Here is a 14,797-nt window from a genome sequence, read left to right as displayed (position 1 = left end):
GCACCTGCGTTGTAGAGAAGTTAAAATAAATGATGTCTGGAATATCTAATCTTGTATGGTAGGAAAAACATCACTGCTATAAAATAAAAAAGCAATAACCGTTTAGTTATTGCTTCGTTACCCGTAAGGACTATAATAGTTTTTGAGTGTCTTATAATTTAAGACGATTTTGATCACCTTCGTAGTTTTCGTATCGAGCTACACATTCTTTGATGATCTTTTTAGCTTCATCTGCGTCTCCCCAATCACCAACATCTACTTTTTTCTTTTCAAGATCTTTATAAACTTTAAAGAAATGTTCTATCTCTTTTATTAAGTGACCGTTTAATTCTTTAAGATCATTAAGTCTATTCCAAATAGGGTCTGATACTGGTACACAGATAATTTTTTCATCTGGTCCTTTTTCATCTGCCATGTGGAATACACCAATAGGTTTTACTTCCATAACGATACCAGGGAAAGTTGGTTCGCTTACCAATACAAGTACATCCAGTGGATCATCATCTAGTGCTAAAGTTTCTGGAATAAAACCATAATCTGCAGGATACATCATTGAAGAGAAAATCATCCTGTCGTAACGTACTTTTTTAAGTTGGAAATCGTATTCGTATTTATTTCGACTTCCTTTAGGAATTTCAATTAGTACATCAAAAGTTTCTGACATTTTATTTGTTTTTGTTGAACTTTATTAGATTTTCAAATATAGTGAATTCTTATCTTTAACAGTGTTACTTAAAAGTGAAAACCAAAATTTATAGTCACTCCAAATTGCCTTGCATCAGGATTATCCAAATAATTTCCGCGGAAATGAGCATCGATCCTAATGATTTTAAAAATGTTTCCAACCCCAAGGCTATACTCCCAATATGGCTCATCATTAGGCGCTAATAAAGGTATACCTGAAGCATTTAAACGAATATTATCTTCTGAAATTTCTCCCCAAACCCCTTTCACTCCAATGATCTCTCTTAAGTTTAGATCCCGCAATAACGGAATTCTTGAAAATAAGCGGCCATTAAAATTATGCTCAAAATGTGCTGCAACATAGGTATCTGTTACAAACTCGTAATAATCCAGTTGCGCAAAGGTATTGTATAATTGGAAATAAGTTTGATTTCCCGGCACGACACTAAGTAAGGCTAAAGGTACTTCACCGTAAGTTTTACCAGCTTCAAAACTAAGATTAGCTCGACCAAAACCACCAACCATAAAAGGTTGATTGTAAAAGAACTGAAGTTTTTTATAATCAAAATCACTTTCAAAAATATTGCTTACACCCAATGTATAGTTCACGAACATTGTGGCGTGATCATCTTCTATTTCTTCACGTTCTACACCATAACCTGCGGTTTTTCTTCCTGGTGTATACATAATAAGGTTGGAAATTTCAGTCTGTTGCAATTCAGATGATACCTGAGTTCTGGTTTCATCAGTATAAAAATCGAGGCTAAAGCCTTCTGAAGCGGCTTCAATTTCACGATACGAGCCACTTACCCTAAAAGTTAGATTTTCAACAGGTTCTATTTCTACGGCTAGAACCGAAAGATTGATCGAACTTAAGCTATTATTTGAACTTGTACTTATTAATGCCGAAGATGCTAAGCTTCTTCCTAAAACATCTGTCGTATTGGTTAAATTAGTTCCCAACTGTTCTACATCCCTACGATTACCTGCAGAAATGATTAAGCGATTATCAGGATCCAGCAAAACCTTTCCCTGGATACCATATTTAAATTTATTATCCTCAAAACCGTAGGCACCATAACCTTCAATTCGCCATTTATCATGTTGTGAAAAATAGGTTCTACCACCAGCTCTAAGTCGGATTCCTTCTACATCATTAAATCCTACTGTAGAAAAAATAGGACCATAATCCCAACCTTCAAAATCTAAATACCCGGTAGCAAGAGCGGTAGATACATTGTATAATCGCTTAAATTGTTTTACGGTCTTAAGTGTATCGAGCATATCATAGACTCCGCGTTCGTCTCCGTTTAATTCTTCGAGCCTGTTTTCCTGCCAAAAATCATCTTCACGATTATAGACTTCTTCGCGATAGCGGTTTACCGTTTTATTATAAAATGATGACGGACGTTCGTTATCAAATTCATATTGGTCGTATAGGACGGTTCTTTTTCCGTAGATACCACGAGAATCTTCTTTCTCTCTTAAGGCAAAATCGGCTTGAAAAAAGTCTCTCTTCAGCAAAAAAACCGAGTCATTTAAAACATCGAATTCCTGTTCTATATAAACACCTTTTACCCAGTTTAAATTGGCACCTTCAGACATTTCAAGATTAATATCTTTAATGGCCCAGGTGGTATCATTTACCCAAAAGTCTCCTCGAAAGGTAAGTTCGTTTTCCCGACGTGGATAATACACAATATTATAGCAGTATTTATCGTCTACATATGCACTATCGGCAAGTACATAATTGTACACATTGATACCAGTTTTAGACAACGGACTCACAAAATTCTTATCAAAAAATCGTAAATAGTTATCGTAAACATCGATCTCGTCGTAAATATCCCGCACCGTAGAAATTAGCATTTGGTTATCGCTAAAACCAGAGTTTTTATTTCCTTTTAAATCGGTAAGTTCCTGGCCTGTGGTATTGTCACCATAAACCATACTAACGGATTCGTTTAGAAATACGGGCAGATAAGTTTTTCCTGTGATCCGATTGGTATCCAAATCTTCAAAAATAAATTCCATCCCGTTAAAGATTCGGCTTTCAATAAGCGAACTATCAATAGTATTTAAATCGAATTCTAATTTTTCATAACGACGATAGGCATATTGATCGAATTTCTTTACACCATTACCTCGCCTGTTTGCCCAGATCTTCCGCAGAATATCTATAGCAGGATTGTTCTTTTTCGAGGTTTCTCCTTTATATATTCTCACCTCTGAAAGTGATTCTGAAGACGCGTATAGCGTCACCTTCAGGTTATCTAGATTTTTATTCTGAAGGCTTACATCTTTAGTTTGATAGCCTAAAAATGAAAAAGTAACTGAAGTATAATTTTTTTGAGAAGACAGCGAGAAATTCCCTTCTTCGTCTGTTGTGGTACCTTCACTAGAATCTGTAAAGATCACATTGGCAAAGGGAATTCCCACACCATTTTCATCTACAACAATACCGCTCACCTGGGTCTGCGCAAAGACCTTGAAGCAACTAAAAATAAATAGGGTAGATAAGAGAAAGTACTTCATAAAGATAAACAAAAAACCCCTCATCTTTGAGGGGATGAGGGGTCAAATATAGTTTATCTGAATTACTTGTACATTACCTTTTTTACAGCTTTAACAACATCTTCACTATTAGGCAACCATTCCTTAAGAAGAACTGGAGAATAAGGAGCCGGAGTATCTGCTGTGTTTATTTTGATGATTGGTGCATCAAGAAAATCGAAAGCTTGTTCCTGTACCTGATAAGTGATTTCTGTAGAAATGTTTCCAAATGGCCATGCTTCTTCAAGAATCACCAAACGGTTTGTTTTCTTTACAGACTCGATAATGGTAGCATGATCCATAGGACGAATAGTTCTAAGATCGATCACTTCCGCAGAAATTCCTTCTTTTTCTAACTCATCTGCAGCTTTGTAAGCTTCTTTAATGATCTTACCAAAAGAAACGATCGTTACATCTGTACCTTCACGTTTAATATCGGCTTTACCAATTTCGATTACATACTCTTCCTCTGGCACTTCACCTTTATCACCATACATTTGCTCACTTTCCATAAAGATAACAGGATCGTCATCTCTAATTGCTGATTTTAAAAGTCCTTTTGCATCGTAAGGATTAGAAGGAACGATTACTTTTAAACCAGGGCAGTTTGCATACCAGCTTTCAAAAGCCTGTGAGTGTGTTGCACCAAGCTGACCAGCAGAAGCTGTTGGCCCTCTAAATACAATAGGACAATTAAATTGCCCACCACTCATTTGGCGAATTTTAGCTGCGTTGTTTATAATTTGATCTATTCCAACAAGGGAAAAGTTAAAGGTCATGAACTCTATAATAGGACGGTTACCATTCATAGCACTACCAATACCTATCCCTGAGAATCCAAGCTCAGAAATTGGAGTATCGATAACTCGATCTGGTCCAAACTCGTCCAACATTCCCTTAGAAGCTTTATATGCACCGTTATATTCGGCTACTTCTTCACCCATTAAATAAATGGACTCATCTTTGCGCATTTCTTCGCTCATAGCCTGTTGAACGGCTTCCCTAAATTGAATTGTCTTCATTATAGTTCTTGATATTAATTTTTATGTCTTATAGGAACACAAAAATAGTAATTAGATAAAGTTTTTACCACATAAACCATTAAAAATTTACCTTCTAAAAAAACTTAAATAATTCATAGCACTACACAGCGACTATATCATCAAAAAACCAGCTATTTTATTATCAAAAACTCATCAAAAACGTCGATTTTTAAGCTTAACGCAAATACTGAGCAAATTTTTATGATATTTTTATTATGCACGCATAGTATTTTCTAATTTATTTATGTAACTTCGTAAACATATCGTTTAATAAAAAAAGAACTACAAATATGAAGATATTAGTGTGTATTAGCCATGTTCCTGATACAACCTCAAAAATTAACTTTACCGAAGGTGACAGTAAGTTTGACACTAACGGAGTTCAATTTGTTATAAATCCCAATGATGAGTTTGGTTTAACCCGTGCTATGTGGTTTAAAGAAAAGCAGGGAGCCAGCGTAGATATTATAAATGTTGGTGGCCCAGAAACCGAGCCTACCTTGCGTAAGGCCCTGGCTATTGGCGCAGATACAGCTATTAGAATTAACACTATTCCTACAGATGGTTTTCAGGTAGCTAAAGAATTGGCAAAAGTTGCAGGTGAAGGAAATTACGACCTTATTATCTGCGGAAGAGAATCTATAGATTACAATGGCGGCATGGTACCTGGTTTACTTGCCGGGATGCTAAAAGCCAACTTTATAAATACCTGTATAGGTCTAGAAGTTGAAGGTGTTAAGGCAACTGCCATTCGTGAAATCGATGGTGGTAAAGAAACTTTAACGGCAAGTCTTCCTTTAGTAATTGGCGGGCAAAAAGGAATCGTAGAAGAAAGTGACCTTAAAATACCTAATATGAGAGGTATCATGCAGGCGCGTAAAAAACCTTTAAATGTTGTAGAACCTAGTGGAGCTGAAGCTGCTACAAAAGCAGTGAAATTTGAAAAACCAGCACCAAAAGGTGATGTAAAATTAATAGATCCAGAGAATTTGGATCAATTGATCGATCTATTGCATAATGAGGCTAAAGTTATTTAAAACTCAAGCCGATTTTATCGATTTTCAACAAAGGTTTTTAATCTAATTAAAATTTAAAGAATGTCAGTTTTAGTATATACAGAATCAGAAGACGGAAAATTTAAAAAAGGAGCGCTAGAGGCTGCTTCTTACGCAAAAGGTATCGCTGAAGCTATGAGCACTAGCCTTACCGCTATTGTTTTTAATGCTGAAGATACCAGCGAGCTTGGTAAATATGGTGTAGATAAGGTTTTAAGTGTAAGCAGCGATAAATTAAAGAATTTTAATGCTGAAGCTTATGCTGATGCGATTAAACAGGCTGCTGAAAAAGAATCATCTAAAGTAGTCGTTTTAGACCAGTCTGCTAACGGAAAATATATCGCACCGCTTGTGGCCGTGCAGTTAGAAGCTGGTTATGCTTCAAACGTAGTTGCACTTCCAGAGAGTACTTCTCCATTTCAAGTGAAAAGAACAGCTTTCACAAATAAAGCTTTCAATTTTACTGAAATTTCTACGGAAGTAAAAGTTGTAGGGCTTTCCAAAAATGCATTCGGACTTAAAGAAAGTGAAGGCGCAGCAGCTTCAGAAGCATTTGAACCTCAACTTTCAGCCGAAGATTTTACGGTAAACGTAGAATCTGTGGACAAAGCAAAAGACAAAGTAACAATTGCCGATGCAGAAGTTGTTGTTTCTGGTGGCCGTGGATTAAAAGGTCCAGAAAACTGGGGAATGATCGAAGAAATGGCAGATATTCTTGGTGCAGCGACAGCTTGCTCTAAACCAGTAAGTGATATGGGATGGAGACCGCACAGCGAACACGTTGGGCAAACTGGTAAACCAGTAGCCTCTAATCTTTATATTGCAGTAGGTATCTCTGGAGCGATACAGCATTTAGCAGGGATCAATGCTGCCAAAACGAAAGTGGTGATTAACAACGATCCAGAAGCACCTTTCTTTAAAGCTGCAGATTATGGAGTTGTTGGCGATGCATTTGAAATTGTTCCTAAGCTAAATGAAAAATTGAAGGAATTTAAGGCTAAAAATGCATAAATTTTATAACTTGTGCCCCTTAAAAGGGCTGTCTAAATTTGGTAAAATGCTCTATTTAGACAGCCTTTTTTAATTTATGGAATATGAGTTTAGTGCGTCTGAATATCAAAGGAATATCTTACAGTCAAACCCAAAATGGAGCATACGCTCTTATATTAAGTGAAGTTGGTGGTGATAGAAAATTACCCATTGTAATTGGTGCATTCGAAGCTCAATCCATAGCGATTGCGCTCGAAAAAGAAATACGCCCACCAAGACCGCTAACGCATGATCTATTCAAAAACTTTTCAGATCGATTCGATATCACAGTAAAACAGGTAATTATCCATAAACTTGTAGATGGTGTATTTTACTCCAGTCTTATATGTGAGAGAGATAAGATCGAAGAGATCATCGATGCCCGTACAAGCGATGCCATTGCATTAGCTTTAAGGTTTGATGCCCCAATCTTTACCTATAAAAATATCCTCGAAAAAGCCGGAATTTACCTTCAGGGTGAAGACCAGCAACAAAAAGAAAAAGAAGAAAACCAGGAAGAGATTATTTCTGAAGAGCTTCTAACAGACGATATTGAAATTTCTAAAGAAGATAATAACTATAAAAAGTTATCTTTAAGCGAACTGGAAAGTTTATTATCCCAGGCTGTTCAAAACGAAGATTACGAAAAAGCAGCCAGACTTAGAGACGAAATCTCTAAAAGACATTAATACCCCTTTTTAAATATGAAGAGATTACTATGCCTTCTTTTTTTAATGCTTTTTAGCTTCCCTTTACTGCAAGCTCAAAGTATTACGAAAAGCTGGAAGATCGAAACTAATGTAGACAGCATTTCTGGAGACATCTTTAAGCCAGAAAGTATACTCACCATAAACAAAGGAAGATTTAGCTTCTCTAAAGAAAATGATACTCTGGCTCGTGGTGACTATATGTATCAAAACGATATTCTGGTTCTTTTTTATACCAGGCCCAACAGAGCAATGGAAAACTACAGAGTCACCAAATTATCAGACTCTTCTATGGTGCTTAAAAGCGGTAAAAATGGCATCGATTTAAAAGCACATCAACCTAAGATCGCCGAAGTTATCCCGGCTAAAACCGCAAAAAAGATCATCCCTAATCAGGGAATTACAACTACAGGTATCTTACGCGGAATCTTAGGAATGTTCTCTCTTATACTTCTTGCATTTTTATTTAGTAGTAAGCGTAAAGCCATCAACTGGAAAACAGTAGGTATTGGTCTGGGGATGCAATTATTACTGGCTTACGGAGTTTTAAAAATAAACTGGGTAAAATCTACCTTCGAATTTGTTGGAAAAATCTTCGTTAAAATCCTGGAATTTACAGCCGCAGGTAGTGAATTCCTTTTAGGTGGATTAATGGATACGTCGAGTTTTGGCTATATCTTTTTATTCCAGGTATTACCAACCATAATTTTCTTTTCAGCACTAACTTCTATTCTTTTTTACTACGGAATTATACAGGTAGTAGTTAGAGTTTTTGCTATGGTTTTAACCAAACTTCTAGGAATATCTGGAGCTGAAAGTTTAAACGTTGCCGGAAATATTTTCTTAGGCCAAACCGAAGCTCCCTTAATGATCAAAGCTTACTTAGAGCGTATGACGCGTTCTGAAATCTTATTGGTAATGATCGGTGGAATGGCAACTGTAGCAGGTGGAGTTTTAGCAGCATACATTGGCTTTTTAGGTGGTGACGATCCTGTTGCTCGATTAGAATTTGCCAAACATTTATTAGCAGCTTCTGTAATGGCAGCACCGGGAGCCATTGTAATTTCAAAAATACTATACCCGCAGCAGGAAAAAATTAATACTGATGTAGAGGTTTCTTCAGAAAAAATAGGATCTAACGTATTAGATGCGATCGCTATTGGTACTACTGAAGGTTTAAAACTTGCAGCCAACGTTGGGGCCATGCTATTAGTTTTTGTTGCTTTAATTGCAATGCTTAACTATGGTTTTGCAAAAATTGGTGAGTTCACTCATTTAAATGACTTTTTAGCAGCAAACACCCCATATCAAACATTTTCTATAGAAGCGGTTTTAGGTACTGTTTTCGCTCCATTAATGTGGCTTATTGGTGTTGCTAAAGAAGATATGATGCTAATGGGACAGTTACTGGGGATTAAACTGGCAGCAAGTGAATTTGTTGGATATATCCAGTTAGCAGAACTTAAAAATCCCGCGACAGCATTAAGTCTAACCTATCAAAAATCGATCATTATGGCAACCTATATGTTATGTGGATTTGCAAATTTTGCTTCGATAGGTATTCAGCTTGGAGGAATTGGCTCTTTAGCGCCAGGACAGCGTAAAAACTTATCTGAATTTGGTATAAAAGCAGTAATAGGGGGAACTTTAGCTTCTTTACTTTCTGCAACAATCGCAGGTATGATCATCGGCTAAAAAATATTAATTTTAAGAATAACAAAAAAGGTGTAGCGGTTTTAGGCTACACCTTTTTTTATGCATATTGAATCAAAGATTTAGAACATATTATCTATTTTAGCATTCAATTATTAGTATTCTAGATAAAAAGGGCAGCAGAATTATGAAGCAATATCACGACTTATTACAGCACATATTAGATAACGGAGCTGAAAAAGGAGATCGCACCGGCACAGGAACTAAAAGTGTTTTTGGTTACCAGATGCGTTTCGATCTAAGCGCAGGCTTCCCTATGGTCACTACCAAAAAAGTGCATCTAAAATCGATAATCTACGAATTGCTTTGGTTTTTAAAAGGTGATACTAACGTTAAATATCTACAAGAAAACGGTGTTAGGATCTGGAACGAATGGGCCGATGAAAATGGCGATCTAGGACCGGTTTATGGTCACCAGTGGAGAAACTGGAATAGTGAAGAAATCGACCAGATTTCAGAAATTATAGAAACATTAAAGACCAATCCTAATAGCCGTAGAATGCTGGTTTCTGCGTGGAATCCTTCAGTAATGCCAAATACTTCGGTTTCATTTTCAGAAAATGTAGCCAACGGCAAAGCTGCGCTTCCACCCTGCCATGCATTTTTTCAGTTCTATGTAGCAGATGGCAAATTAAGTTGCCAGTTATATCAACGTAGTGCCGATGTATTTTTAGGCGTTCCTTTTAATATTGCGTCTTATGCTTTGTTCACGATGATGATGGCCCAGGTTTGTGGGTACCAGCCGGGAGATTTTATTCATACTTTTGGTGATGTACATATTTACAGCAATCACATGGAACAAGTAAAACTTCAACTAAGTAGAACGCCAAAAGCGCTACCAACAATGAAGTTAAATCCTGAAATTACTAATATTTTTGATTTTTCCTTTGAAGATTTTAAATTAGAGGGTTACGATCCGCATCCAGCCATAAAAGGTAAAGTTGCGGTTTAAAAAATCTTTAATTTAAAATTTTAACAATCATGAAAAGCTTATTGCTAATAGCAAGTTTTGTATTTGGAAGTATCACCACTGTTTCGGCGCAGCAAACTTCGCCAGTTTGGCCGGGTTGTGAGGATAGCAAAAATGTAAAGACCTGCTTTAACAAGAAACTTAGCGAGCACGTTAGAGAAAATTACGAATATCCTAAAAATGACGCCGGCGAATATGTTCGTGGCGAAGTGACCATCAAGTTTGAAGTTGATGAAAAAGGCAAAGTGAATGTTTTAAATATCGAAGGTGACGAACCTTTGGTAAATAAAGCAGCAAAAAAAATGATCGAAAAAATGCCGAATATGGAACCGGGAACACTTCAGGGAGAACCCGATGCGCGCGAATTTACCGTTCCGTTTAAATTCTAAAATTATATCTGAAATTAGATAAAATAACCTTCAGTTTTTATGAAAAATCTACTACTTATTGTTTTCTTTCTTTTCACCACTTTAGGCTTTGGACAGGAAGGCGTAAAAACTGAAGGTAATACAGTTAAAGTTTCAGAAATTGCTGCGGTTTGGCCAGGTTGTGATTCCGCAGAAAACAAAGAAAAATGCTTTAGTCAAAAATTCCTTGAGCTTGTAAAAACTACTTATAAATATCCCAGGAAAGATACTGGGGATTTTCTTCGAGGTAAAGCCACAATAAAAATGCATATCGATAAAAAAGGTGTGGCAAAGATCGATACGATCGAAACAGAAGAACCAAGAATAAAAGCGGCCTTAGAAAAAATGCTTGCTAAACTTCCTAAAATGACGCCGGCTAAAAAAGCAGGAAAACCTATTTCTATAAAATACACGATACCGTTAGATCTTTAATTTTTTTTCATACATTTAAAGGTTTCATTTTCTGAAAACTACCAACCTCTAAATTATGAAAATCACTGCTATTCTTTTTTTGTTTTTCTTCCAGATATCAACAGTAAGTAGCCAGAAAATGATATCCTGGCAAGAATTAGACAACAAGCCTATTATTGATAGTTGTAAAAGTAAAACAGAGGATTGTACTCTTAAAAAGATAAAAGTTCACATACAACAGAATTTCAATACCAATATTCTTAGTGACACAATTGCAAAATTACCAATAAGTGCAAAGATTATTATTGACTCCTTTGGTGTTGTAAAATGGTCCAGATCTTTAACAGATAATAAAGAGATTTCTTCAGAAATAGAAAACCTGATAATGACGCTTCCAAAATTTACCGCGGGAATAAAAAATGGTCATCCTGTGAATACAATTTTAGATTTTAAAATGGATTTGAACAACTTCAAAAAGTTTCCTTCAGCATTAAGCACTAAGGATTATGATGTACCACCTTTACCTAAAAAATGTAAAACTACAGAAACACCAAAAAAATGCATCTCTGAATATTTCGCAAATTATATACTTCCAAGAGTAAATACAAGTTTACTGAAAGAAGAATCTTTCTCTGCTTCATTAAGTTTTGTGATTTCAGAAAATGGAGAAATTAACATCGCAAAATGTGTTGGAAAAGACGATAAATTGAATAGAAATATAGAGAATATAATCACAAAAATTAACGACTTTATTCCGGCACAAAAAGATGGAAAAAATGTAGCGGTTACGTATCACATGCCATTTTTTGGATATACCAATTAAATTCAACCCGCGAATAACGTTATTCACTTCGTTACGATCGCTATTCCTTTTTTAACTTGGGATTAACGGAAACGAAAACTTATCGCCTCTAAAAAATTGTAAATTTGAGAGATACACACTAATCGCACATCTCTTTTTATGCTTCTACAATCTGAATTATTAGATTTTTTCAACGAAACGCGAGCACAATCTGAACTTATTTGTTCTTTTCTGGAAACCGAAGATTACGTTGTACAACCCATTGTAGATGTTTCTCCGCCTAAATGGCATTTGGGACATACGACCTGGTTCTTTGAAGAATTTGTGCTAAAACCTTACAAAAGCGACTATCAGCTTTTTGATGATCATTCGGCTTATGTTTTTAATAGTTATTACGAAAGCGTAGGCGAAAAGGTGATACGTACAGATCGCGGAAATCTTTCGCGCCCAACCGTTGCATGGGTGTATAAGTACAGGAATTATGTTTCTAAAGCATTAAAAGATTTTATCGAATCTGAAGAGTTAAGTCCTGAAATTTTAGAAGTGATCGAGATTGGCTGCCATCACGAAAAGCAACACCAGGAATTATTATATACCGATATAAAATACATTTTAGGAAACAATCCGCTTTTCCCCAAATACAACGACCAGTTTGAAGAAAACCCGATTCAGGATATTCCGCAGGAATGGATCGCTGTAGAAAAGGGGAATTATGATATTGGCCATAATAACACCGATTTTTGTTACGATAACGAACTTGGTCGCCACACCGTTTATTTAGCCGATTATCAAATTTCGAATAAACTGGTAACCAATAAGGAATATATCGAATTTATTGAAGCCGGTGGTTACAAGGATGTTTTACTTTGGCATGCTGAAGGCTGGGATTGGGTAAATACCAATCAAATTTCAGCACCTTCTTACTGGCACAACATCGATGGCGATTGGCATCAATTTACACTGCAAGGTTTACAAAAATTAATTTTAGATGCGCCGCTAAGTCATATTAGCTATTACGAAGCTTTTGCTTTTGCACAATGGAAAGGTTTACGCTTGCCAACCGAGCAGGAATGGGAAGTTGCCAACAGCAAATTTAACTGGGGATCACGTTGGGAATGGACAGAAAGCGCTTACTCTCCATATCCCGGTTACAGCAAAGCTCCTGGCGCTTTAGGCGAATACAATGGTAAGTTTATGGTGAATCAAAAGGTGTTACGTGGTGGCTCTGTTGCTACTTCCAACAAACATACAAGACCAACTTATCGCAACTTTTTCCATGCCCCTTTACGCTGGCAATTCACAGGAATTCGCCTTGCAAAATAACGATCAACTTACATTATGAAATCTACACCAACTACCACAAAATATGAAACTGCTTTTGAAGAAGATGTTGCTAAAGGCCTAACCAGCTTTCCTAAATATCTACTTTCAAAATATATTTATGATGAAAAAGGAGATAAGCTCTTTCAGCAGATCATGAATATGCCAGAGTATTATTTAACCAATTGCGAACTTGGCATTCTTCAGCAACATACAGCTTCGATCGCCGATTCTTTCAATAGCGAAAAAGGCTTTGACCTTATAGAACTTGGCGCCGGCGACGGTAAAAAAACGAAAGTTTTACTAAAGCATCTGGTGGCTAAAAATTATGATTTCAATTATCTACCGGTCGATATTAGTCAGCATGTTTTAGACGAATTAGAGGAGGCTTTAAAAACAGAAATTCCCGGCGTAAACATAAAAACTCAGCAAGGAACCTATTTTAAAACCTTAGAGAAACTGGCCGATTATAACTCGCGCAAAAAAGTGATCATGGTTTTGGGCTCTAACATTGGGAATCTTTTGCATGAAAAAGCGATCGATTTTTTAAAGAATATCTGCGAAGCGATGAGTGAAGAAGATATGTTATTTATGGGCTTCGATCAGAAAAAAGATCCTCAAATAATCCTGGATGCTTATAATGATCCCCACGGAATCACAGAAGCTTTCAATAAAAATCTTCTGGTAAGAATGAATAACGAGTTGGAAGCCGACTTTAATACCGATGATTTTAAACACTGGGAAACCTACAACCCTGAAACCGGTACGGCAGCGAGTTACCTAGTGAGCAAAAAAGAACAGCAGGTAAAAATCGACAAGCTTGGCCTGGACATTCATTTTGATGCCTGGGAAACCATTCATACTGAAATTTCACAGAAATACGACGATAATATTGTGCAATGGCTAGCCAAAGAAGCTGGCTTAGAAGTTATTGAAGAATTTAGCGATTCGGAAAACTGCTACAAAAATTATATCTTTAGAAGGAAAGATCTTTAGATCTGAAACGAATAAAATCAATTTACGAATGTCCGCAATAAATTATAATTGGAGGTAGTCACCCTGAACTCGATTCAGGGTCTCATCACAATAAGTTGTTTTCAGTGTAGTATAGTATGAGATTCCGGATCAAGTCCGGAAAGACGAAAACAAAAAATTATGACTAATTACGGATAATCAAATCTATTTCTATGAAAAAGTTACTTTTCCTTTTTTCTGCCATTCTTTTAAGTTTCGCATTTATCCCGATGCAGGATTATGCTGAAACTTCAGAAAATACAGGCTTAAAGCGATTCATTCCGCAAGGGAAAATCATTTTTTCAGAAATCGAAACTGTTGAAAAATCAAAAAGAAATACCGAATTAGAGAAGAGTCTACAGTTTGAAGATAAACCAGACGGTTCTATACTAAATTTTCTTTCAGAAAAGGCGAGAATCAAAGAAAACACTTCTTCCGGGGAAAATGAATATTCTAAAATTATAAGAACTAATAGCCATTTATCTTACGATATAAAAAAGACCGCAGAAAGTATCGAATTTCGATCTACTGAAGATACTTATCCCAATTTCAGCTTAAATTCAGAGGAAAACAGCATTGTGTTGGGCGAAAAAACCTATTCATTTTCAACAAAAATGAATATTGAGCATTCTGAAAATGCTTTTAACAGCGCTTGGACTGGTTTTGTTTATAAGAACGGAAAATCTAATATTGTTTTAGCGAAATTGGATAATAATCGCTTCGGAATTTTAATTCAACTTCCTAATAAAACTTCTCAGGTTTTTATCGAAAATCAGTAATTATGAAAGCGATTTGGAAAAATACCGTGATTGCTGAAAGTGCAGATACTAAAAAAGTAGAAAGCAACTGCTATTTCCCGATGGAAAGTATAAAAAAAGAATACTTTAAAAACAGCAAAAAACAAACACGCTGTCCCTGGAAAGGTCTTGCATCCTATTTTACGTTAGAGGTTGATGGCGAGAAAAACGAAGATGCTGCCTGGTACTATCCGCAAGCCAGCCACGCTGCAAAACCCATTCAAAACTACGTAGCCTTTAAAAATGGTGTAGAAATTAAGGAGTGAGAATTAATAAATTCTTGAATTTCAGA

At 36.1% G+C, this 14,797-nt stretch carries 15 protein-coding genes; 12 read left to right on the top strand and 3 right to left on the bottom strand.

Annotation, left to right across the window (positions count from 1 at the left end; genetic code table 11):
* Positions 1 to 151: 151 nt before the first annotated feature.
* From BM201_RS05635 to BM201_RS05625, 3 genes are all read right to left on the bottom strand, one after another.
* The gene (locus BM201_RS05635) at positions 152 to 664 is read right to left on the bottom strand and encodes an inorganic diphosphatase (RefSeq protein ID WP_092540364.1); all 513 of its coding nucleotides are present in this window, start codon (positions 662 to 664) and stop codon (positions 152 to 154) included.
* Between the two features lie 68 nt (positions 665 to 732).
* Positions 733 to 3,219, bottom strand: coding sequence for a DUF5686 family protein (locus BM201_RS05630; protein WP_092540675.1), 2,487 nt, complete (start codon positions 3,217 to 3,219; stop codon positions 733 to 735).
* A gap of 62 nt (positions 3,220 to 3,281) precedes the next feature.
* Positions 3,282 to 4,259, bottom strand: a complete 978-nt coding sequence (locus BM201_RS05625) for a pyruvate dehydrogenase complex E1 component subunit beta (protein ID WP_092540363.1) — start codon at positions 4,257 to 4,259, stop codon at positions 3,282 to 3,284.
* Positions 4,260 to 4,570: 311 nt separating this feature from the next.
* On the opposite strand from BM201_RS05625, the gene BM201_RS05620 reads away from it, so the two are divergent.
* The 12 genes from BM201_RS05620 (at position 4,571) to BM201_RS05565 (ending at position 14,771) form a co-directional block, all read left to right on the top strand.
* The gene (locus BM201_RS05620; protein ID WP_092540362.1) at positions 4,571 to 5,317 is read left to right on the top strand and encodes an electron transfer flavoprotein subunit beta/FixA family protein; all 747 of its coding nucleotides are present in this window, start codon (positions 4,571 to 4,573) and stop codon (positions 5,315 to 5,317) included.
* 60 nt (positions 5,318 to 5,377) lie between these two features.
* Positions 5,378 to 6,346 (top strand): electron transfer flavoprotein subunit alpha/FixB family protein, encoded by a 969-nt coding sequence (locus tag BM201_RS05615; RefSeq protein ID WP_092540361.1) that lies wholly within the window; start codon positions 5,378 to 5,380, stop codon positions 6,344 to 6,346.
* 83 nt (positions 6,347 to 6,429) lie between these two features.
* A complete protein-coding gene (locus BM201_RS05610) occupies positions 6,430 to 7,053 on the top strand; it encodes a bifunctional nuclease family protein (protein ID WP_084839689.1) in 624 nt (207 codons plus the stop codon).
* Positions 7,054 to 7,068: 15 nt separating this feature from the next.
* Complete coding sequence (locus tag BM201_RS05605) at positions 7,069 to 8,766, top strand: NupC/NupG family nucleoside CNT transporter (protein WP_092540360.1); 1,698 nt, start codon at positions 7,069 to 7,071, stop codon at positions 8,764 to 8,766.
* Between the two features lie 145 nt (positions 8,767 to 8,911).
* Positions 8,912 to 9,736 (top strand): thymidylate synthase, encoded by an 825-nt coding sequence (locus BM201_RS05600; protein ID WP_092540359.1) that lies wholly within the window; start codon positions 8,912 to 8,914, stop codon positions 9,734 to 9,736.
* Between the two features lie 29 nt (positions 9,737 to 9,765).
* Positions 9,766 to 10,143: an energy transducer TonB family protein gene (locus tag BM201_RS05595; protein WP_092540358.1), complete on the top strand. Its 378-nt coding sequence runs from the start codon at positions 9,766 to 9,768 to the stop codon at positions 10,141 to 10,143.
* A gap of 39 nt (positions 10,144 to 10,182) precedes the next feature.
* Positions 10,183 to 10,593: an energy transducer TonB gene (locus BM201_RS05590; RefSeq protein WP_092540357.1), complete on the top strand. Its 411-nt coding sequence runs from the start codon at positions 10,183 to 10,185 to the stop codon at positions 10,591 to 10,593.
* A gap of 55 nt (positions 10,594 to 10,648) precedes the next feature.
* Positions 10,649 to 11,395, top strand: coding sequence for a hypothetical protein (locus BM201_RS05585; RefSeq protein ID WP_092540356.1), 747 nt, complete (start codon positions 10,649 to 10,651; stop codon positions 11,393 to 11,395).
* A gap of 138 nt (positions 11,396 to 11,533) precedes the next feature.
* Positions 11,534 to 12,697, top strand: a complete 1,164-nt coding sequence (gene egtB, locus BM201_RS05580) for an ergothioneine biosynthesis protein EgtB (RefSeq protein ID WP_092540355.1) — start codon at positions 11,534 to 11,536, stop codon at positions 12,695 to 12,697.
* Between the two features lie 15 nt (positions 12,698 to 12,712).
* Positions 12,713 to 13,690 carry an L-histidine N(alpha)-methyltransferase gene (locus tag BM201_RS05575; protein ID WP_092540354.1) on the top strand — a complete coding sequence of 326 codons (978 nt, stop codon included), beginning with the start codon at positions 12,713 to 12,715 and terminating at the stop codon, positions 13,688 to 13,690.
* Positions 13,691 to 13,881: 191 nt separating this feature from the next.
* A complete protein-coding gene (locus BM201_RS05570; protein ID WP_092540353.1) occupies positions 13,882 to 14,487 on the top strand; it encodes a hypothetical protein in 606 nt (201 codons plus the stop codon).
* Between the two features lie 2 nt (positions 14,488 to 14,489).
* The gene (locus BM201_RS05565) at positions 14,490 to 14,771 is read left to right on the top strand and encodes a DUF427 domain-containing protein (protein ID WP_175486987.1); all 282 of its coding nucleotides are present in this window, start codon (positions 14,490 to 14,492) and stop codon (positions 14,769 to 14,771) included.
* Positions 14,772 to 14,797 lie beyond the last annotated feature (26 nt).

It is taken from the genome of Zunongwangia mangrovi, assembly GCF_900112105.1.
In the GTDB taxonomy this organism is placed as follows: Bacteria; Bacteroidota; Bacteroidia; order Flavobacteriales; family Flavobacteriaceae; genus Zunongwangia; species Zunongwangia mangrovi.
The sequence above is the reverse complement of the archived record's forward strand: the minus strand, read 5'-3'. Positions and strand labels throughout refer to the sequence as shown.